Raw genomic sequence first — 18218 nt, forward strand, 5'->3', positions numbered from 1 at the left:
ACTTTTGACATTAGGTTATCAATTTTATCAAAGATTTTAATAAAATTGTTTATCCGTCCACGTCGTTTAAGCGACATGTACTCGGATTGGGTGTAACCCCACACCCGCTATCCCATTGGCGAACGCCTTTGGGAATACTTTTCTCATAATGTTATATGCTCCATTGACATCTGCGTGGATAAGCGTTCCGTTTTCAGATTGAAACAGTCCACGCTTGATTCGTTTTCCTTTGTATTGCTTTTGTTTCTTCATTTCTTCCATGTCTAAAAAACTGCATTTCGATGTATAGCTTTCTTCTGTCACGATGATGCGAATCCCATGCTGTTCGGCTTTATACTGCAACTGATGAAGAAACGTTTGATACGGAATGTGAACGAACGCTTGATTCGTACGCTTTCCGAGATGGACTTCACGCTTCCAATCTTTATTCATCCCCACCACAATCGTATCGCAGTCTAAAGACAACGCATGTTTCATGACAAAGGCACTCGCTTGGTGCATAAAGTTTTCCACGATGCGATTTCGTTTTTCTGTCATTTTGCTCATTCGTTTTGTCCAATCGAGTCCATTCATCTGTTTTGCTACTTTGCGGTAGTGGTTCATTTGTTTGTTGTAGTATTGATTAACGGATTTTAGACCTTTACCATTGATCACGATCGGTTGTTTGCCCACGTTGTTCACAATGGTTGCGAAGTTATCTAATCCTAAATCAATACTGATGTATCTGTTGCGATCTTGTTTTTGCGCTGGGATAGGAATGTTGTAAACGACTTCGACGATGATATGGCGGTGTTTTGGAATAAATCGGACTTGTTGAAGCCTCCCTTTCATGTTTGTCTTTAGTTGAAAACCTTGGAAACAGGCAGGAAAAGTGATTTGTTCATCGACGACTTTGCATGATTGATTTGTTAGCACAAGTACATATCGTCCGTCTTTTTTGAGATATTTGGGCGGTTTCGGTCTGCCTGTATATTTGTTTTTGTTTTTTGTCCAATCTTTCATCGATTTAAAAAATGCCTTCCAATTTTGATGCAACATTCTTAACGTTTGTTGGGCGGATTGAGCCATTGGCATCGCTCGATAGTCTGCGTCCATCCCTTTTGTTTTCAGCAGCTTGTCTAGCTTGTTGTAAGAAAGATACGTGCCGTATTGGAAAAAAGTTTGCCTTACTTGATAGTTGGCGAAGTTGTACAAGTTTTTCGATCGAAAACAATACTCGTCGAGCATCGGATAATACGGATGAGTGGCGCAAATCATATGCCTTTCCACTCGATTCGCCATCATGATCGTTGTTCACCTCGCTTTCTCTTTTACTATACATGTTCATCAGAGAGCCATGCAATAAGATGTAAAAATAATCACAAAAGAAGTATGATCTCAAATATATCTTATTGAATTTACGATTGAATTAAAAAACAGAACCATACTACAAACACCGACACGACATAAATAAAAAAAGAAGCTGACGCGCAGTCAGCTCCTTATCCTTCCATTTCTTCTTCGTCTTCTTCACCGAGGAATGTGTTTAACATTTCCTCAATCATTTCCCATTCTTCTTCTGTTTCGATCGGCTGCAATTCTCCTGCTTGCCCATCTTCTCCTGGGATAAAAGAAGAAGCATGAATTTCAATTTCTTCGTTGTCATCTTCTTCTGCACCAATCGGGTAGTACAAAACATAAGATTTTCCGAATTCCTCAGATTCAAACGTAAATAATACTTCACAAAGCTGCTCGTTGCCGTCTTCATCAACGACTGTAATGTGTTTTTCACCGTGTTCCATCATGTTCACCTCAATTGTTTATGGTCCAAATACGATTGTAAAATCATCACTGCGGCCATTTTGTCGATCACTTTCTTTCGCTTTTTCCGACTGACGTCCGCAGCGATCAACATGCGCTCTGCCGCCATCGTAGACAACCTTTCGTCCCACAAGACGACAGGAAGTGAAAACGTTTGTTTCACTTGTTCTGCAAAGCGTTTTGTCGCTTCACCGCGCGGTCCGATCGTGCCGTTCATGTTTTTCGGAAACCCGACAACGATTTCTTCGACCGCATATTGCTCGATCAGTTGCCGCAAACGGTCAAAACCATATTCGCCATGTTCTTCATCGATGCGAATCGTCTCGATGCCTTGAGCCGTCCATCCTAATTCGTCGCTTACAGCAACGCCGAGCGTTTTCGTTCCAACGTCTAATCCTAAAATACGCATATGGCTATTCCTCGCGATGTGTTCGTAAATAGAATTTCACTAATTCTTCAATTAATTCGTCACGATCAACTTTTCGAATTAAGTTTCTGGCATCTTTATGGCGAGGGATGTAAGCTGGATCACCAGACAATAAGTAACCGACAATTTGGTTAATCGGGTTATATCCTTTTTCTTGCAACGCGTCGTATACAGTAAGCAATACTTCTCGAACATCGACGTTCATCGGTTCTTCCGAGAAGTTAAATTGCATTGTATTATCAAACGAACTCACCGATTTTGCACCCCACTCTCACGTTCCGAGAAATCTGGCATATCCATCCTTACATCCATTGTACACGATTTCCACCGTTTATTAAACAGATTTTACCCACTGCTCGACAAATTTCAATGCTTCATCTACTTTGTTCGCATCTTTTCCGCCTGCTTGTGCCATATCTGCTCGGCCGCCACCGCCACCGCCGCAACGTGTCGCCACTTCTTTAATGAGTTTTCCAGCGTGATAACCGCGGTCGATTAAGTCGTTTGTGACACCGGCAATTAAGTTTACTTTATTTTGTTGTACAGAAGCAAGCACAATGATTGCTGATCCTAATTTTTGTTTTAAATCGTCGACCATTGCACGTAAGCTGTTCATATCGGCGTTATTTACTTTGCTTACAACAAGTTGAACGCCATTGATTTCTTTCGTTTGGTTGACTAAGTTTTCTGCTTCCATATGGCTTAAACGGGCAGCAAGCGATTCATTTTCACGCTGCAATTCGCGCATGTCATTCATAAGCGTATCGATGCGCGCGAGCACATCTTTCGGGTTCGTTTTTAATTTTTCCGCTACCTCTTTTAACAATGCAATTTGATCGTTCATTAAACGATACGCTGCTTTTCCTGTGACCGCTTCAATGCGGCGTGTGCCTGCGCCAATACCTGACTCAGAAACGATTTTAAACAAGCCAATTTCCGCCGTATTTGTGACATGGCAACCACCGCAAAGCTCTAAGCTATAGTCGCCTACTTGCACAACGCGGACGATGTCGCCATATTTTTCTCCAAATAACGCCATCGCCCCCATTGCTTTTGCTTCATCGAGCGGCTTATAGTCGATGTTTACAGGAAGATTGCGCCAAATTTGTTCGTTGACGATCGCCTCAATTTGTTCAAGTTCTTCTTGTTTCACTTGACCGAAATGAGTGAAGTCAAAGCGTAAACGATCAGGCGCAACGAGTGAACCCGCTTGGTTTACATGCACGCCAAGCACATCTTTTAACGCTTGATGTAACAAATGCGTCGCTGTATGGTTTTTCACGATATGAACGCGCGCAGCTTCATCGACACGAGCTGTATACGTGCTGTTTGTTTGAATAACACCTTGTTCGACGACGATATGATGTAAATGTTGGCCGTTCGGTGCTTTTTGTACGTCTTTGACGTACGCTTTTCCTGTTTCTCCTTCGATCCAGCCACGGTCGGCAATTTGTCCACCGCTCTCTGCATAAAACGGCGTTTCACGCAAAATGACCTGCGCTTCTTGCCCTTCGCTCACTTCATTCACAAGTTGACCGTCTTTTACGATCACTTCCACGACAGAGGAAACAGAAAGTTGTTCGTAGCCAACAAACGTGCTTTCCACTTTAATGTCGCCTAATACGCCACCTTGTACTTGCATCGAATCAACATCTTGGCGTGCAGCACGTGCTCGCTCACGTTGACGTTCCATCTCGCGTTCAAAACCGTCGTGATCGACTTTCATTCCTTCTTCCGCTGCATACTCTTCTGTTAATTCAACAGGGAAGCCGTATGTATCGTACAAACGGAATACATCTTCGCCGCTAATCGTGTCGCTACCACGCTGTTTTTCTTTTTCAATGACGCTCGCTAAAATCGCAAGACCTTCATTTAACGTTTCATGGAAACGCTCTTCTTCGTTTTTAATCACTTTTTGAATAAATTGTGCTTTTTCTTTCACTTCCGGATAATAGTCGACCATAATTTCGCCGACAACTGGAACGAGCTCATACATAAACGGACGTTGAATGTTTAATTGTTTTGCATAGCGAACCGCCCGGCGCAATAAGCGGCGTAAGACATAGCCGCGTCCTTCGTTTGATGGAAGCGCTCCGTCGCCAATGGCAAACGTCACCGTACGAATATGGTCGGCAATCACTTTAAATGCGACATCTTTTTCTGCATCGGTGCGATATGTTTCACCTGAAATTTGTTCTGTCGCCCGAATGATCGGCATAAATAAATCGGTATCAAAGTTTGTTGGCACGTCTTGTAAAATCGAGCACATCCGCTCTAATCCCATGCCTGTATCAATATTTTTCTTCGGAAGCGGCGTATACGTGCCGTCAGGGTTATGGTTAAATTGAGAAAAGACAAGGTTCCATACTTCTAAATAACGCTCATTTTCTCCACCCGGATATAATTCTGGGTCGTTCGGGTCGTTACCAAATTGTTCCCCGCGATCGTAAAAAATTTCTGTATTTGGGCCGCTCGGACCTTCCCCAATATCCCAGAAGTTTCCTTCTAATCGAATAATTCGTTCTTCAGGCAAGCCAATTTCGTTATGCCAAATGTCAAATGCTTCTTCATCTTCCGGGTGAATGGTCACAGAAAGACGGTTTGGGTCAAAGCCGATCCATTTTTCACTCGTCAAAAACTCCCATGCCCAATGAATGGCTTCTCGTTTAAAATAATCACCAATGGAAAAGTTCCCGAGCATTTCAAAAAACGTATGATGGCGCGCCGTTTTTCCGACGTTTTCGATGTCGTTTGTACGAATCGATTTTTGCGCGTTGCAAATGCGCGGATTGTCCGGAATGACGCGGCCATCAAAATATTTTTTTAACGTTGCGACACCGCTATTAATCCATAACAATGACGGGTCGTCAATTGGAATAAGCGATGCGCTCGGCTCAACGGCGTGACCTTTTTCTTTAAAAAAGTCTAAAAACATTTGACGTACTTGAGCAGATGTTAGCTTTTTCACGTTTCCTTCCTCCCTTAAAAATATAAAAAACTCCCATCCCTGCTCAGGGACGAGAGCTTGCTCGCGGTACCACCCTGTTTATGGACAGACGTCCATCACCTCAACCGCCGTAACGTGGCTTCGTCGGCAGGGTTTGCCTGCACTCCGGATTAGCGTTCTGTTACCCTTCATCTGGAATTTCTTTCAGCCGCGGAAATTCCTCTCTGTGCGCCAAAAGCGCGTTAAGATGGACTGTAACATACTCGATCCTTCATCGTTTTTTATGTATTACTCTTGTGAAAATTATAGACAAGCCCCTTTTTTTTGTCAATGTGCCATCGTTTTCAACGAGCGAATGTGGGGGAATGTCGCCTTCGCAATGGCAACGATAGGAACAGCAACAATTAAACCGAGAACCCCTCCAACTTCTCCACCGACAAATAATGAAAACATGATGATAAGTGGATGTAAATGTAAACTTTTCCCGACGATAAGCGGGGATAAAATGTTTCCTTCAATGAACTGCAAAACAAAGATGATGCCGACAGTAAGAAGCAACATGTTCATCGATATCGTCGCAGCAATGATGGCTGCTGGAATGGCGCCAATGATCGGGCCGAAATATGGGATGACGTTCGTCACACCGACAATGATGCCGAGTAAAAGCGGATATTTCATGCCGATGAGCCAAAACGAAAGCGTGGCAGCTGTCCCAATGAGCAAGCATACGAACAATTGCCCCCGAATATACCCGCCGAGCGTTTTATCAACATCGCGCAAAAATTGAACACCTTTTTTACGCCATTTGTTCGGAGTTAGCTCCCATGCTGTTTTTTTAATAAGTTCGGCATCTTTTAACATGTAAAAAGCGATAAACGGGATAATAAAGAAGACGATGAGACGATTAATCCACTGTTTTAACCCGATAATCGTGCCTGTTACCGCTTCGCTAATAAACGATTCCGCTTCTGTTATCAACGCTTCAACCCGTTTATGCACATCGTAAGGCCATGTCGCCGTCTCTTCGTGAATAGTCGTTGTCCACTGTTCATACGTGCGCACAAACATCGGCAAACTTTTATTCAAGTCTTCTAGCTGAGCAATAAATAGCGGTGTCCCTTTGTAAATAACGAAGCCGACTCCCCCAAAAAATAACGCATAAATAAAAAGGATCGCTAACGCCCTCGGCATGCCACGCCGATGAATATATTCGACGACTGGATGAAGCAAATATGTAATAAACGCGGCGATGAGAAACGGTGTAATTAATTTGATCAACATATGTAGAAATGGTATCCATACGTTCTTTAATTTCACAACGAAATAAATCAAAATGACAACGAGCAACATTTTCGTTACGCGAACAAAAAAGTGGATATGCGGATGTTCCAAAACAATCCCTCCCTTACTTATATAGTGTGAAAATAAAAGGGAGATGTTATACAACAAAACGGCACCCTATAAGCAGGATGCCGTCTGTCGTTACATAAATGGGCGCAACATTTGTTTGCCGACTTTTCTCACATTGCGCATATTCATGCCGCCGTTTCGTTGTGCTAATTGATATGCGGCTACTCCTGCACCGATCGCAATTAAAGAAGCGATTGTTCGATTCATCGTCATTCTCCTTTCATTACGAAGACAAAGTTCGTTCTTGTTCACTAAACAAATCATCGAGCGAGCTGAGCGTCCCGTCTTCTTCAACTTGGTGCGTATGAATTATTCCTTTTTGAACGGTTAGCTCAATAAAGCAGTTCCAACAATAATACTGATTAACACCGATTTTCCCTAAATCTTTACTTTGACAATTCGGACACTTTAACATAAAAGGACACGCTCCTTTTTATTTTTTCTTCTATCATTGGCATTTTTTTACGAAAACATACGTTCAATTCAGAAGAGAAGCGTGCCCATGTTCGTGTCCATTGTTATGTTATGTCATTTTCCATGAAGTCATACGGGGTAACACCTTCCATTCCGATGTTTGCATCTTCCATCGGAAGTAGTTGTTGTTCTGGTGAAATAGCAGCAATTAATTTTTCGTATAATGTCGTTTGTCTCGTTCCATCATCTGTTCGCATCACTCCGAGCTGGAACGCTTCTTCTTCGCCACATAAAATTAAGTATTGTTTACTGCGCGTCACTGCTGTGTATAATAAATTGCGCCGAAGCATACGATAATAACTTTTTACGACCGGCAAAATGACGATCGGAAATTCGCTTCCTTGCGATTTATGAATCGAACAACAATAAGCGTGTGTAATTTGGTGCAGTTCTTGTTTCGGATATGTTACTTCATTTCCATCAAACGAAACGACAACAAGGTCTTGTTTTTCTACATTTTCGTTGGCGTAAAAAATCGCAACAATTTCTCCAATGTCGCCGTTAAATACGTTTTCATCTGGCTGATTAACAAGTTGTAGCACTTTATCACCGACGCGATATGTTACATCGCCGAAAACAAGTTCTCGCTTTTGTTCATCTTTTGGGTTAAACAGTTGTTGCAACGTCTCATTGAGCCGATCAATTCCCGCATGGCCGCGATACATCGGCGCAAGCACTTGCACATCTTTTGCGCGATATCCTTTTTGCTTCGCATTTTCAGCTACTTTTTTTACGACGTCAACGACTTGTCCGCTCGTACAACGAATAAACGAACGATCTTTTTGTGGAACCGTCAAATCGTGAGGGATGGTTCCATCTTTCATTGCATGCGCAAGCGAAATAATCGATGAACCTTCCGCTTGCCGATAAATGTCTGTTAGCCGAACGGTCGGAATGACGTTTGCGCGAAGTAAATCTTTTAATACTTGTCCCGGACCGACAGAAGGCAATTGATCTTCGTCGCCAACGAAAATGACTTGCATCGTAGCTGGGACAGACTTTAACAACTGATTTGCTAACCACGTATCAACCATCGACATTTCATCAACGATTAACAGCTTTCCGCAAATCGGCTCATCTTCCCCTCGCTGAAATCCGTCTCCGCTCCAACCAAGCAAACGGTGAATCGTCATCGCAGGCAAGCCTGTCGATTCCGTCATGCGCTTCGCTGCACGTCCTGTTGGAGCAGCAAGCAAAATAGGAAATGGCTCATCCGTATCATAACTCGTCGGATCAAGCGATAACCCATGCAATTTCGCAAACAAATGAACGATGCCGTTAATAACCGTCGTTTTTCCTGTGCCCGGTCCGCCCGTTAAAATAAATAAAGGAGAGCAAAGTGCTTGTTGAATGGCTTCTTTTTGCTTTTGTGAGTATTGAATGTTTGCCTCTTCTTCCCATTCCCCGAGCGCAAGTAAAAATTCGGCTTCAGAAAATGTCACCATATCCGATTGTTGCAACAACCGTTTAACGTTTGACACAATGCCCTTTTCAGCAAAATAGAGGGAAGGAATATAAAAACGATCTTCTTCCACAATTAACTTCCCTTCTTCGGACAAGTGAATCATTTCACGGGAAATGCATGCAACGTCAATTTGTTCTTCACGTTTCGCTTCCAACAGTCGTTTCACTTCATCGAGCACTTGTTCATACGTCATATATACGTGACCTTCTTGCATGCAATGTTGCTCGATAACATATAAACAACCTGCGCGAATGCGATCAGGATGATTGCCCGAAATGCCAAGTTGCAAGCCGAGATCGTCTGCCCGACCGAATCCGATCCCTTCAACGTCTTCTACAAGCTGATACGGATTCGTGCGAATGATTTGTAACGTTTCATCTTTGTACACTTGATAAATTTTCATCGACAACTGCGGGCCAAATCCGAATTGCGACAAAGCGATCATGATTTGTTCTAATCCTTCATGTTCGCGCAACGTTTCATACAGTTGCTTCGCTTTTGCTTTTGTCAGTTTCGGTACGTTCGCGAGCACATCGGGGTCTTCTAATATTTTAGAAATGGCTCTCTCGCCTAACGTTTCTACGATGGCGGTTGCTGTTTTTTTCCCGATTCCTTTAAACATGCCACCTGATAAATATTGAATGACTCCTTCTTTTGTTTCAGGAAACTCTTTCCGAAAATGCTCGACAACATATTGTTTCCCAAAGCGTGGATGTTCTTTAAATGAACCGAAAAACGTATATGTGTCATACTCTCCGAGCAAAGGGAAATAGCCGGTTACAACAACATCTTTTTCTATATGCGCTTCATTTGTCTCTTCCACGCGTACACGAATGACGGAATATAAATTGTCTTCGTTATGGAAAATCGTGCCGATATGGACGCCTTTAATAAATGATCGTCCGTCTAGGTCTAACTGTTGTTGCAACGCCCTCTCCCCCCTCTTTTATTGTAACGCTCGTTCCATTAACTTTTTCCCGTGACCAGCTAACAAATGATCAGGTTGAATCGCAAGCGCCTTTTCAAACATCGTATGCGCCGTTTGTGGATCGTCTTTGTACGCATAGGCAACGCCTAAATTATAATACGCATCGGCATGTTGATTGTTTAATTGCACAGTGCGTTCAAAATAAGTCATCGCCTCATCGACAAACTGCAGTTGTGCTAAACAAAGCCCAAGTTGAAACGTCGCTTCCACATCGCGCTCGTTTAGTTCTACCGCCCGTTGTAAATACGGCATCGCTAAGCGCGGTTGCTCTAAGTACATGAGCGACATACCGAGCATAAAAAATACATCGCCATCTGTTAACCCAGCTTGAATGGCACGTTCAAATTGCTCTTTCGCCCGTTCGAACTGTTGCTTGTTGTAATAAATGGATCCGAGTCCGTAATACGCTGTTGCTGCTTTTTCATCAAGTTCAAGCGCTTTTTTGAAAAAACGGATCGCCTTTTCTTCTTCACCGACCGCTGCCAACACGTTCCCAAAATTAATGTAGCCAACAGGATCGTTCGGGTTTTGTTCAATCGCTTCATGAAAACATTTGACCGCTTCTTCATATTTACGTTGCTGTATATATTGAATGCCTTGTGCATTGTAATCCATCGATCTCACCTCATATGAATATTATAACAAAAAAGCCTTCAACTCGTCTGTTGAGTTGAAGGTTAGCCAACGTATGTCAGTCGGTTGCCATCGCGAAATACTTGATCAATCGTACCGCCACCGAGACATTGTTCACCGTGATAGAACACAACTGCCTGTCCCGGCGTCACTGCGCGCACGCGTTGGCTAAATGATACACGCGCTGTCGTCTCATCAATCATTTCTACAGTAACAGGTACATCAGGTTGACGATAACGGAATTTCGCCGTACATGAAATCGGTTCGTGCGGCTTTCGATCACTTACCCAATTGACATTCGTTGCAATAATGGCATCGGAATAAAGCAATTCGTTATCAAATCCTTGTGCGACGTACAATACGTTTTCTTCCAAATTCTTCCCGACAACAAACCAAGGCTCTCCGCTCCCGCCGATGCCAAGCCCGTGACGCTGCCCGATCGTATAATACATGAGCCCGTCATGCGTACCTTTTACTTCTCCATCGAGCGTTTGCATCTTGCCCGGTTGCGCAGGCAAATAATTGCTCAAAAATTGCTTAAAATTGCGCTCACCGATAAAACAAATGCCTGTGCTATCTTTTTTTCCTGCTGTTGCAAGCCCCGCCTCTTTCGCTATTTCACGCACTTGCGATTTTTGCAATTCCCCGATCGGAAACAGCACTTTCGACAATTGCGCTTGTCCGAGTTGATTTAAAAAGTACGTTTGATCTTTATTTGCATCTAACCCGCGCAACAATTGATATTCACCATCGCGGTAAGCGACGCGCGCATAATGTCCTGTCGCTAAATAGTCAGCTCCAAGTGCCATCGCGTGTTCTAAAAATGCTTTAAATTTAATTTCTTTATTGCACATCACATCTGGATTCGGTGTACGTCCCGCTTTATATTCATCTAAAAAGTACGTAAATACTTTTTCCCAATATTGCTTTTCAAAGTTCACCGCATAATACGGAATACCAATTTGGTTGCATACACGCACCACATCTTCGTAATCTTCCGTCGCTGTACATACCCCGTTTTCATCAGTATCATCCCAGTTTTTCATGAAAATGCCGATGACGTCGTATCCTTGTTGTTTTAACAATAGCGCTGCGACAGATGAATCGACACCACCAGACATTCCAACAACTACCCTTGCCATTCTTCTCCCTCCTTTCATGATTTTGTTAGTCGCTTCACAATTTTTACAATGTCATACGCTGCTCGTTCTACTTGTTCCAACGTATTTCCATATCCAAAGCTAAAACGAACGGATGAGCGAATGCGCTCCGACTCATTTCCGTACATCGCTACTAACACGTGCGACGGATCAATCGAGCCCGCTGTGCACGCCGAGCCGCTTGATGCGGCAATGCCTGCTAAGTCTAAATTGACAAGCAATGCTTCAACATTCGTTCCGAAAAACGAAACATTTAACACGTGTGGCAAGCGACATGTTTCATGACCATTGATTGCGCAATGAATCCCTTCTTGCGCAAACGTCGTTAACATGACTTTTTGAAACTGTTCATATAACGCTCGTTTTTCGGCCATCGTTTGTTGAGCAAGCTCTGCCGCTTTTTGCAATCCGACAATACCGGGTACGTTTTCTGTTCCTGCACGTCGTTTTCGTTCCTGTTCTCCTCCGTATATGTGCGGGGCAAGACGGACGCCTTCACGCGCATATAAAAAGCCAACTCCTTTTGGTCCGTTAATTTTATGACTAGATACGGAAAGTAAATCAATGCCAAGTTCACGAACGTCAATTGGAACTAAACCGTATGCTTGAACTGCATCCGTATGAAAATAAGCACCATGGTTGCGAAGCAATTGACCGATGTCATGAATCGGTTGCAAAACGCCGGTTTCATTGTTACCAAACATTACAGATACGATCATCGTATCATCGCGCAAAGCGCTTTTTAGCTGTTCAACGGAAATGATTCCATGTTCATCAACAGGTAAATACGTCACATCAAACCCTTGTTTTTGTAAATATTTGCACGTATTTAATACGGCGTGGTGCTCAACAGACGTTGTAATAATATGGCGACCTTTATCGCGATTCGCCATCGCTACGCCCACCAACGCTAAATTATCCGCTTCTGTTCCGCCACTTGTAAAAATGATTTCGCTTGCTTTTGCTCCAATTGTTTTCGCGATTGTCTCCCTCGCCTCATCAAGCGCGCGTCGACTTTCGCGGCCGAACGAATGAATGCTCGATGGGTTACCGAAATATGTCGTCATATACGGAAGCATTGCCTCAACGACTTGTGGATGAACAGGAGACGTCGCTGCATGATCGAAATAAATGCGCTCCAAATATATTCTCCTTTCTTAAATGTAAAACATATATGCGTCACCGTGATCGTCAGTATGGCTTGCTAAATCTTCAAGCGTCGTGCTATCTAACACTTCTTTTACCGCATCGCGAATGCGCATCCATAATTCGCGCTTCGCTGGTTCTTCGTCTTCTAGTTCTTCAACGACTTGCAACGGACCTTCTAATACACGAATGACATCACCTGCCGTAATTTTCGACGGTTCATTTGCTAAAATGTAACCGCCATACGCGCCGCGAATGCTTTTTACTAAACCAGCGTTTCGCAATGGGGAAATGAGTTGTTCTAAATAATGTTCCGATAAATTGTTCATTTGAGCAATCGACTTTAATGAAATTGGCCCCTCTCCATAACGCTTAGCCAACTCAATCATAATCGTTAAGCCGTATCGACCTTTCGTAGATATTTTCAAACGAATCATCCCCTCATTTACTATCAAAAGAAACACAAGCCATTATAACATAAAAGTGCGGAACAAAGGAACGTTACTGCTTTTTTCGTTCATTGAGCCGCTCATAGACGGAAGCAAACTGCTTTTCTTCTCCGTTTCGTTTCGGTTCATAATATTGCACACCGATTAAATCATCAGGCAAGTATTGTTGTGCCACCCAACCGTACGGATAATCGTGTGGATATTTATACCCTATTCCGCGTCCAAGATGTTTCGCCCCCGCATAGTGAGCGTCTTGCAGATGAAGCGGAATCGACTGCCCTTTTCCGCTTCGCACATCCGCAAGCGCTTGATCTATTGCTTCATATGCACTATTTGATTTCGGTGATAAACACATTTCAATCGTCACAACCGAAAGCGGAATGCGCGCTTCTGGCATCCCGAGACGCTCCGCTGCTTCAATCGCGCTCATTACTTTTACGCCGATGAATGGGTTTGCTAATCCGATATCTTCATAAGCAATGACTGCTAAGCGACGGCAAACGGCAGTCATGTCCCCTCCTTCAAGAAGCCGAGCTAAATAGTGAAGCGCCGCATCTACATCGCTACCTCGCACGCTTTTTTGAAAAGCAGATAACAAAGAATAATACGTATCCCCTTGTTTATCATACGTCAGCGCCTTGCTTTCTACACAAAACGAAACGGTTTGCATATCGACGATAGCACGTTGATCTCCTTGTTTCGTCGCATACACCGCTTCTTCTAAAATTGTTAATGCCATGCGCGCATCCCCGTTCGCTCCTTCGGCAATGATGGAAAGCGCCTCGTCGCTAATGTCAATATGCCAATTGCCTAATCCGCGTTCACGATCGGTTAAAGCGCGGTGCAGTAATTCGATCGTTTTCTCTTTTGTTAATGGCTGTAATTGTTTCATTTGTCCTAAGCGGCTCCGAACAGCAGGGTTAATCGAATGAAACGGGTTTTCTGTCGTCGCCCCAATGAGCGTAATAAGTCCGTTTTCAACATGCGGCAATAAATAATCTTGCTGCGCTTTTGTAAACCGATGAATTTCATCAATAAATAAAATAACGTTCCCTTCCAAACGAGCATCTGCCACGATTTCTTCGATTTCTTTTTTCCCTGCCGTCGTTGCATTTAACGCATAAAACGGGCATTTCATCGTTCCAGCAATCGCATAAGCGAGCGATGTTTTACCGACACCCGGTTGTCCGTAAAGTAAAAGGGATGGAACATATCCATTTTTAATCATTCGATATAATGCTGTATGCGGACCGATGACATCATCTTGTCCGACGACTTCGTCGATTGTGCGTGGACGCATACGATAGGCAAGCGGTTCTTGGGTAAACACTGTTTTTCACCTCACAACGCGAGCGCCGCACGTAAGGCAGGAACGAACTGACGCATGTCGCTTTGTTGTAAATATAAAAGAAACGCCTCAACAATCGCTTTTCTCGGTTCATCCCGCTCCATTTCTTCTTTCAATTGTTTCAACAAATCCATCGTATGATCATCACGTACTTCTTCAATCATCTCATCAATGAGGGCAAGTGCGCGCGCCTTTTCTGCTTTTGCATCGTGCCGAATGAGCGGCATGTCGTGCCGTAAACTATCAACAAGCGCATCCAGCCGCTCCATTAAAAAAGGAGCTAATCGATGAAAAGGAAACGGCTGTTTTTCAAACAAAGCAAAAAATAAATATTCTTTTAACATGCCATTTAACATAATGGCACAATCAAGCACAAATGGACGAATGCGCTCTCCGTATATATCGACGAAAGACTGAATGTACCAATCAAACAAATGAGAACGGATGCGCAAAACGAGCGCATGAACGTCTTCACTTACTTTTTGCGCATGGTCTCCCATATGCATTTGCACAATTTCTTTATGTTGTTCAAACGCTTCAATTTGTAAAGAAAGTTGTTTTAAAAATTTTTCTCTTGCCGTCAGCGAACGATCTGAAGCAATGCGCGCAAATTGTTGGAACAACTGATCGTAATGATATTGAAAAATCGACAAAACAATTTCTTCTTTTGACTTAAAGTAGTTGTATAGCGATCCTTTCGCTAAATGACTATGTTCAGCAATTTCTTGCATCGATGTTGCGTGATACCCTTTTTCCGCAAATAGTTTCATCGCGACTTCAATAATTTGCTCTTTTCTGCTCATGCGGCCTCATCCTTATTGTTTATTTCTCATTTCATTATAGCATGACAGGCTGACCGAATTTCAGCCAGCCTGTCATCAATTATGCTTGTCGTTCTTTTTTCGCTTGACGGAAGAAAAACAGTTCATATACAACAGGAACGAGAATTAACGTCAGCAATGTAGATGATGTCAATCCGCCGATTACCGTAATCGCTAATCCTTTAGAAATGAGCGTTCCTGATGATTTCGTGAGCGCAAGCGGAATAAGCGCAGCAACTGTCGCAAATGCGGTCATTAAAATTGGCCGCAACCGCGTTTTCCCTGCCTCAATGAGCGCGTGACGAATCGTCATTCCTTTTTGCTCCCGATTTTGTCCGATGCGGTCAACGAGAACGATCGCATTTGTTGTAACAATTCCAATGAGCATGAGTAAACCGATCATGACGCTGACAGACATCGGTTCATTCGCGATAAATAAGCCAAGTAATGAACCGATTGGGACGAATATGAGCGACGATAAAATGATGAACGGAATACGCGCTTTTCCAAACGTAATGAGCATTGTAATATATACAAGCCCAATGGCAACAGCCATCGCTAAGCCAAGCTGTTGGAACGTTTCAACCGTTTCATCGCTTCCACCGCCACCTTCAAGTGAGACGTCTTTTGGTAACTGTACGTCTTTTTTCACGCCATTGATGACGTCTTGTGTGACTTTTTGAATGTTATCGCCTACGATTTGGGCAGAAACGCGAGCAAACACTTTTCCATCTAGTTTTTGAATCGATGTAAACGTATCTACTTCTTTTACGTCCGCTAACTGTTTTACTGGAACAGGACCAAACTTTGTGAAAATAAGCGTATTTTCTAGCTCTTCCATCGACGTCATTTGTTCGTTATATGACAATTGAACCATTCGCTCTTCATCGTCGAGTTTTAACGTTCCGACTTGCACCGGACGGGTTTGATCAGCGATCGTGCCGAGAATTTGGAAGCCAGAAACTCCGTATTGTGCTGCTTTTTGCGGATCAATGTTTACGATCACTTGCTTTTGTTTATCTGAAAAGTTGTTTGTGACATATTTTAAATCGTCGCGCTTTTTCAAATAAAACTCTACATCTTTCGCTGCTTGTTGTAACGCTGTTAAATTAGTCGAATACAAGTCGATATTTACATTATTGTTAGACGGCGGTCCACCGGATTGCAATTCTTGGACGCCAACTTTCGCTGCTTTTACTTCAGCTTGGGCAATGTCTTCCATTTCTTTTTCAAGCTCTTTAATAAATTGAGAAATGTTTACGTTCTCTTCTAACGTAATGAAATAGTTCGCTTGATTTTTTCGTTTTAAGCCGCTTCGGAAGTCGCGCGTACCGATTCCAGCTGTCACTTCTTTAATTTCTTTCTTTTCATCAAACATTTTCTCGACTTGGAGCGACACTTCATTCGTTTTTTCTAACGGCGTCGAAGAAGGAAGTTCAATGGCAGCAATGAGCGTTTTTTGTTCTTCGTTTGGAATAAATGTAAAGCCTAACTTCGGAACAATCGCAAACGAACTACCGAGCAGTAAAACAGACACGAACAACACCGTTTTTTTATGATCGAGCGCCCATTCAATCGCTCTGCCGTAAGCTCGTTGTAACACCCCTTCTTTTTCTTCTGGCGGTACCTTTTTAAACGAGAACTTTGCTAAAATCGGAACGATCGTAATGGCAACAACAAGCGACATTAAAAGCGAAAATACGATCGTTAACGCAAATGGTAGGAAAAACTCACCTGTTACACCGCCAACAAGACCGAGCGGTAAAAAGACAACGACTGTCGTAATGGTTGATGATGTAATCGCCTTTAAAATTTCTTTTGTTGAATCTTGGACAAGTTCATCTGTTATCCCTGTCTTTGACTTCCGAACGCGACGGAAAATATTTTCGATAACGACGATGCTATCGTCAACGACACGTCCGACAGCAACCGCCATTCCACCGAGCGTCATAATGTTTAAAGAAATATCCATTCGTTGTAAGAAAATTGATGCCACTAGAAGCGAAAGAGGAATGGAAATGATTGCGATAATCGTTGCACGCACGTTTCGTAAAAAGACGAGCACCGCGATAGATGCAAACAATGCCCCAAGCAATCCTTCACGCACAAGCGTTTCAACTGACTTTTTAATTCCCTCCGCTGAATCAAATCCGATTGCATAATCGATTTTGTCTTTATATTTATCAAGCACGTTTAGCACTTTTTCTGCCACTTCAACCGTATTAGCATCTTGCTTTTTTGTAATGGCCATCGACAGCGCAGCGTTTAAATTGTAGCGCGTGATTTCTCCTTGTTCTGTGACAGGTTCAATCGTCGCCACATCTTTTAATGTAATCGTCGTCGGTGCTTCTTGTCCGCTTGCCGGCGCACCTGGTGATGCATTCATGATCGGAGAAGATAATGGTAAATTTTCAAGCTGTTTTATCGTTTCTATTTTTTGTTGAACGCGAATCGGAATTTGTACCGTTTCTGTTTGAACGTTTCCAGCTGGGAATGCTAAAAACTTTTCGTTAATTTGTTCTTTAATTTGCGTTAAGCTTAAGCCGTATTGCAACGCTTTTTGTTTGTCTACTGTAATTTGAATGAATTTTTCTTCCATTCCACCGACGGAAATGGAGTTAATTCCATTAATTTTTTTCAGCTCTGGAATAATTGTATCATCTAAAAGCTGCTGTGCGTTCGTATCTCCTTTAGCGAATACAGAAATGTTATAAATCGGGAACGTACCAAACGAGAAACGATTCACTTTCGTCTGCACGTTTTCTGGTAAATTCGCTTCTTTGACAAGCGATTCAACTTGTCGTTCGACTTCTTCCATATCTGTGTTAAATGGAAATTCTAAATTCACGATGGCAATGCTTTCAAATGACGAACTTTGAATCTTCTTTACTCCTTCAATTGCTTTAAATTTTTCTTCTAACTTCGCCGTCACTTGCTCATTCATATCTTCTGGTGAAGCACCCGGATAAATGACTTCCACAGACAATTGTGGAAACTCAATATTTGGAAGCAAATCCACCTTTAAAGAAGAAAATGAATATACTCCACCTAATATAAGTAAAAATGAAATGATGAACACGGCGACTGCGTTTTTTAAACTAAACCTTGTTAAAAAGTTCATCCCGCTCTTCCTTTCTTTCTTGAAATATG

General features: G+C 42.8%; 16 protein-coding genes. All 16 read right to left on the reverse strand.

The features are described from left to right. Window positions 1-66 precede the first annotated feature (66 nt). Window positions 67-1284, reverse strand: a complete 1218-nt coding sequence (locus tag ACPF7I_RS10370; RefSeq protein WP_430743391.1) for an RNA-guided endonuclease InsQ/TnpB family protein — start codon at window positions 1282-1284, stop codon at window positions 67-69. Between the two features lie 197 nt (window positions 1285-1481). Next, window positions 1482-1781, reverse strand: coding sequence for a DUF1292 domain-containing protein (locus ACPF7I_RS10375; RefSeq protein ID WP_430745904.1), 300 nt, complete (start codon window positions 1779-1781; stop codon window positions 1482-1484). 5 nt (window positions 1782-1786) lie between these two features. Further along, window positions 1787-2209 (reverse strand): Holliday junction resolvase RuvX, encoded by a 423-nt coding sequence (gene ruvX, locus ACPF7I_RS10380; protein ID WP_021093924.1) that lies wholly within the window; start codon window positions 2207-2209, stop codon window positions 1787-1789. 4 nt (window positions 2210-2213) lie between these two features. Further along, window positions 2214-2480, reverse strand: a complete 267-nt coding sequence (locus ACPF7I_RS10385) for an IreB family regulatory phosphoprotein (RefSeq protein WP_026011524.1) — start codon at window positions 2478-2480, stop codon at window positions 2214-2216. 81 nt (window positions 2481-2561) lie between these two features. Further along, complete coding sequence (alaS, locus tag ACPF7I_RS10390; protein ID WP_430743390.1) at window positions 2562-5195, reverse strand: alanine--tRNA ligase; 2634 nt, start codon at window positions 5193-5195, stop codon at window positions 2562-2564. A gap of 306 nt (window positions 5196-5501) precedes the next feature. Beyond that, window positions 5502-6566, reverse strand: a complete 1065-nt coding sequence (locus ACPF7I_RS10395) for an AI-2E family transporter (protein WP_430743389.1) — start codon at window positions 6564-6566, stop codon at window positions 5502-5504. 90 nt (window positions 6567-6656) lie between these two features. After that, a complete protein-coding gene (locus tag ACPF7I_RS10400; protein ID WP_006320530.1) occupies window positions 6657-6797 on the reverse strand; it encodes a YrzQ family protein in 141 nt (46 codons plus the stop codon). A gap of 10 nt (window positions 6798-6807) precedes the next feature. After that, on the reverse strand, window positions 6808-6999 hold the full coding sequence (locus ACPF7I_RS10405; protein ID WP_430743388.1) for a hypothetical protein: 192 nt from the start codon (window positions 6997-6999) through the stop codon (window positions 6808-6810). Window positions 7000-7102: 103 nt separating this feature from the next. After that, window positions 7103-9451 carry an SF1B family DNA helicase RecD2 gene (gene recD2 / locus ACPF7I_RS10410; RefSeq protein ID WP_430743387.1) on the reverse strand — a complete coding sequence of 783 codons (2349 nt, stop codon included), beginning with the start codon at window positions 9449-9451 and terminating at the stop codon, window positions 7103-7105. Window positions 9452-9469: 18 nt separating this feature from the next. After that, complete coding sequence (locus ACPF7I_RS10415; RefSeq protein ID WP_430743386.1) at window positions 9470-10126, reverse strand: tetratricopeptide repeat protein; 657 nt, start codon at window positions 10124-10126, stop codon at window positions 9470-9472. 62 nt (window positions 10127-10188) lie between these two features. After that, window positions 10189-11304, reverse strand: a complete 1116-nt coding sequence (gene mnmA / locus ACPF7I_RS10420) for a tRNA 2-thiouridine(34) synthase MnmA (protein WP_430743385.1) — start codon at window positions 11302-11304, stop codon at window positions 10189-10191. Further along, window positions 11301-12446 carry a cysteine desulfurase family protein gene (locus ACPF7I_RS10425; protein WP_430743384.1) on the reverse strand — a complete coding sequence of 382 codons (1146 nt, stop codon included), beginning with the start codon at window positions 12444-12446 and terminating at the stop codon, window positions 11301-11303. The genes mnmA and ACPF7I_RS10425 overlap by 4 nt, the downstream gene beginning before the upstream one ends. 15 nt (window positions 12447-12461) lie before the next feature. After that, window positions 12462-12878 carry a cysteine metabolism transcriptional regulator CymR gene (gene cymR / locus ACPF7I_RS10430; protein ID WP_009361688.1) on the reverse strand — a complete coding sequence of 139 codons (417 nt, stop codon included), beginning with the start codon at window positions 12876-12878 and terminating at the stop codon, window positions 12462-12464. A gap of 73 nt (window positions 12879-12951) precedes the next feature. Beyond that, the gene (locus tag ACPF7I_RS10435; protein WP_430745903.1) at window positions 12952-14199 is read right to left on the reverse strand and encodes a replication-associated recombination protein A; all 1248 of its coding nucleotides are present in this window, start codon (window positions 14197-14199) and stop codon (window positions 12952-12954) included. A 41-nt stretch (window positions 14200-14240) separates the two neighbouring features. Then, window positions 14241-15050: a TetR/AcrR family transcriptional regulator gene (locus ACPF7I_RS10440; RefSeq protein ID WP_430743383.1), complete on the reverse strand. Its 810-nt coding sequence runs from the start codon at window positions 15048-15050 to the stop codon at window positions 14241-14243. Window positions 15051-15129: 79 nt separating this feature from the next. Further along, a complete protein-coding gene (locus tag ACPF7I_RS10445) occupies window positions 15130-18189 on the reverse strand; it encodes an efflux RND transporter permease subunit (RefSeq protein ID WP_430743382.1) in 3060 nt (1019 codons plus the stop codon). Window positions 18190-18218 lie beyond the last annotated feature (29 nt).

Source organism: Anoxybacillus dikiliensis, assembly GCF_050613275.1.
Taxonomy (GTDB): Bacteria; Bacillota; Bacilli; order Bacillales; family Anoxybacillaceae; genus Anoxybacillus.

Excerpts from the sequence above, each read along its gene's own strand:
- ACPF7I_RS10370 (WP_430743391.1), bottom strand. The coding sequence starts at position 1,284 with ATGATGGCGAATCGAGTGGAAAGGCATATGATTTGCGCCACTCATCCG.
- ACPF7I_RS10375 (WP_430745904.1), bottom strand. The coding sequence starts at position 1,781 with ATGGAACACGGTGAAAAACACATTACAGTCGTTGATGAAGACGGCAAC.
- ruvX (WP_021093924.1), bottom strand. The coding sequence starts at position 2,209 with ATGCGTATTTTAGGATTAGACGTTGGAACGAAAACGCTCGGCGTTGCT.
- ACPF7I_RS10400 (WP_006320530.1), bottom strand. The coding sequence starts at position 6,797 with ATGACGATGAATCGAACAATCGCTTCTTTAATTGCGATCGGTGCAGGA.
- ACPF7I_RS10405 (WP_430743388.1), bottom strand. The coding sequence starts at position 6,999 with ATGTTAAAGTGTCCGAATTGTCAAAGTAAAGATTTAGGGAAAATCGGT.
- ACPF7I_RS10415 (WP_430743386.1), bottom strand. The coding sequence starts at position 10,126 with ATGGATTACAATGCACAAGGCATTCAATATATACAGCAACGTAAATAT.
- mnmA (WP_430743385.1), bottom strand. The coding sequence starts at position 11,304 with ATGAAAGGAGGGAGAAGAATGGCAAGGGTAGTTGTTGGAATGTCTGGT.
- ACPF7I_RS10435 (WP_430745903.1), bottom strand. The coding sequence starts at position 14,199 with ATGCGTCCACGCACAATCGACGAAGTCGTCGGACAAGATGATGTCATC.
- ACPF7I_RS10440 (WP_430743383.1), bottom strand. The coding sequence starts at position 15,050 with ATGAGCAGAAAAGAGCAAATTATTGAAGTCGCGATGAAACTATTTGCG.
- ACPF7I_RS10445 (WP_430743382.1), bottom strand. The coding sequence starts at position 18,189 with ATGAACTTTTTAACAAGGTTTAGTTTAAAAAACGCAGTCGCCGTGTTC.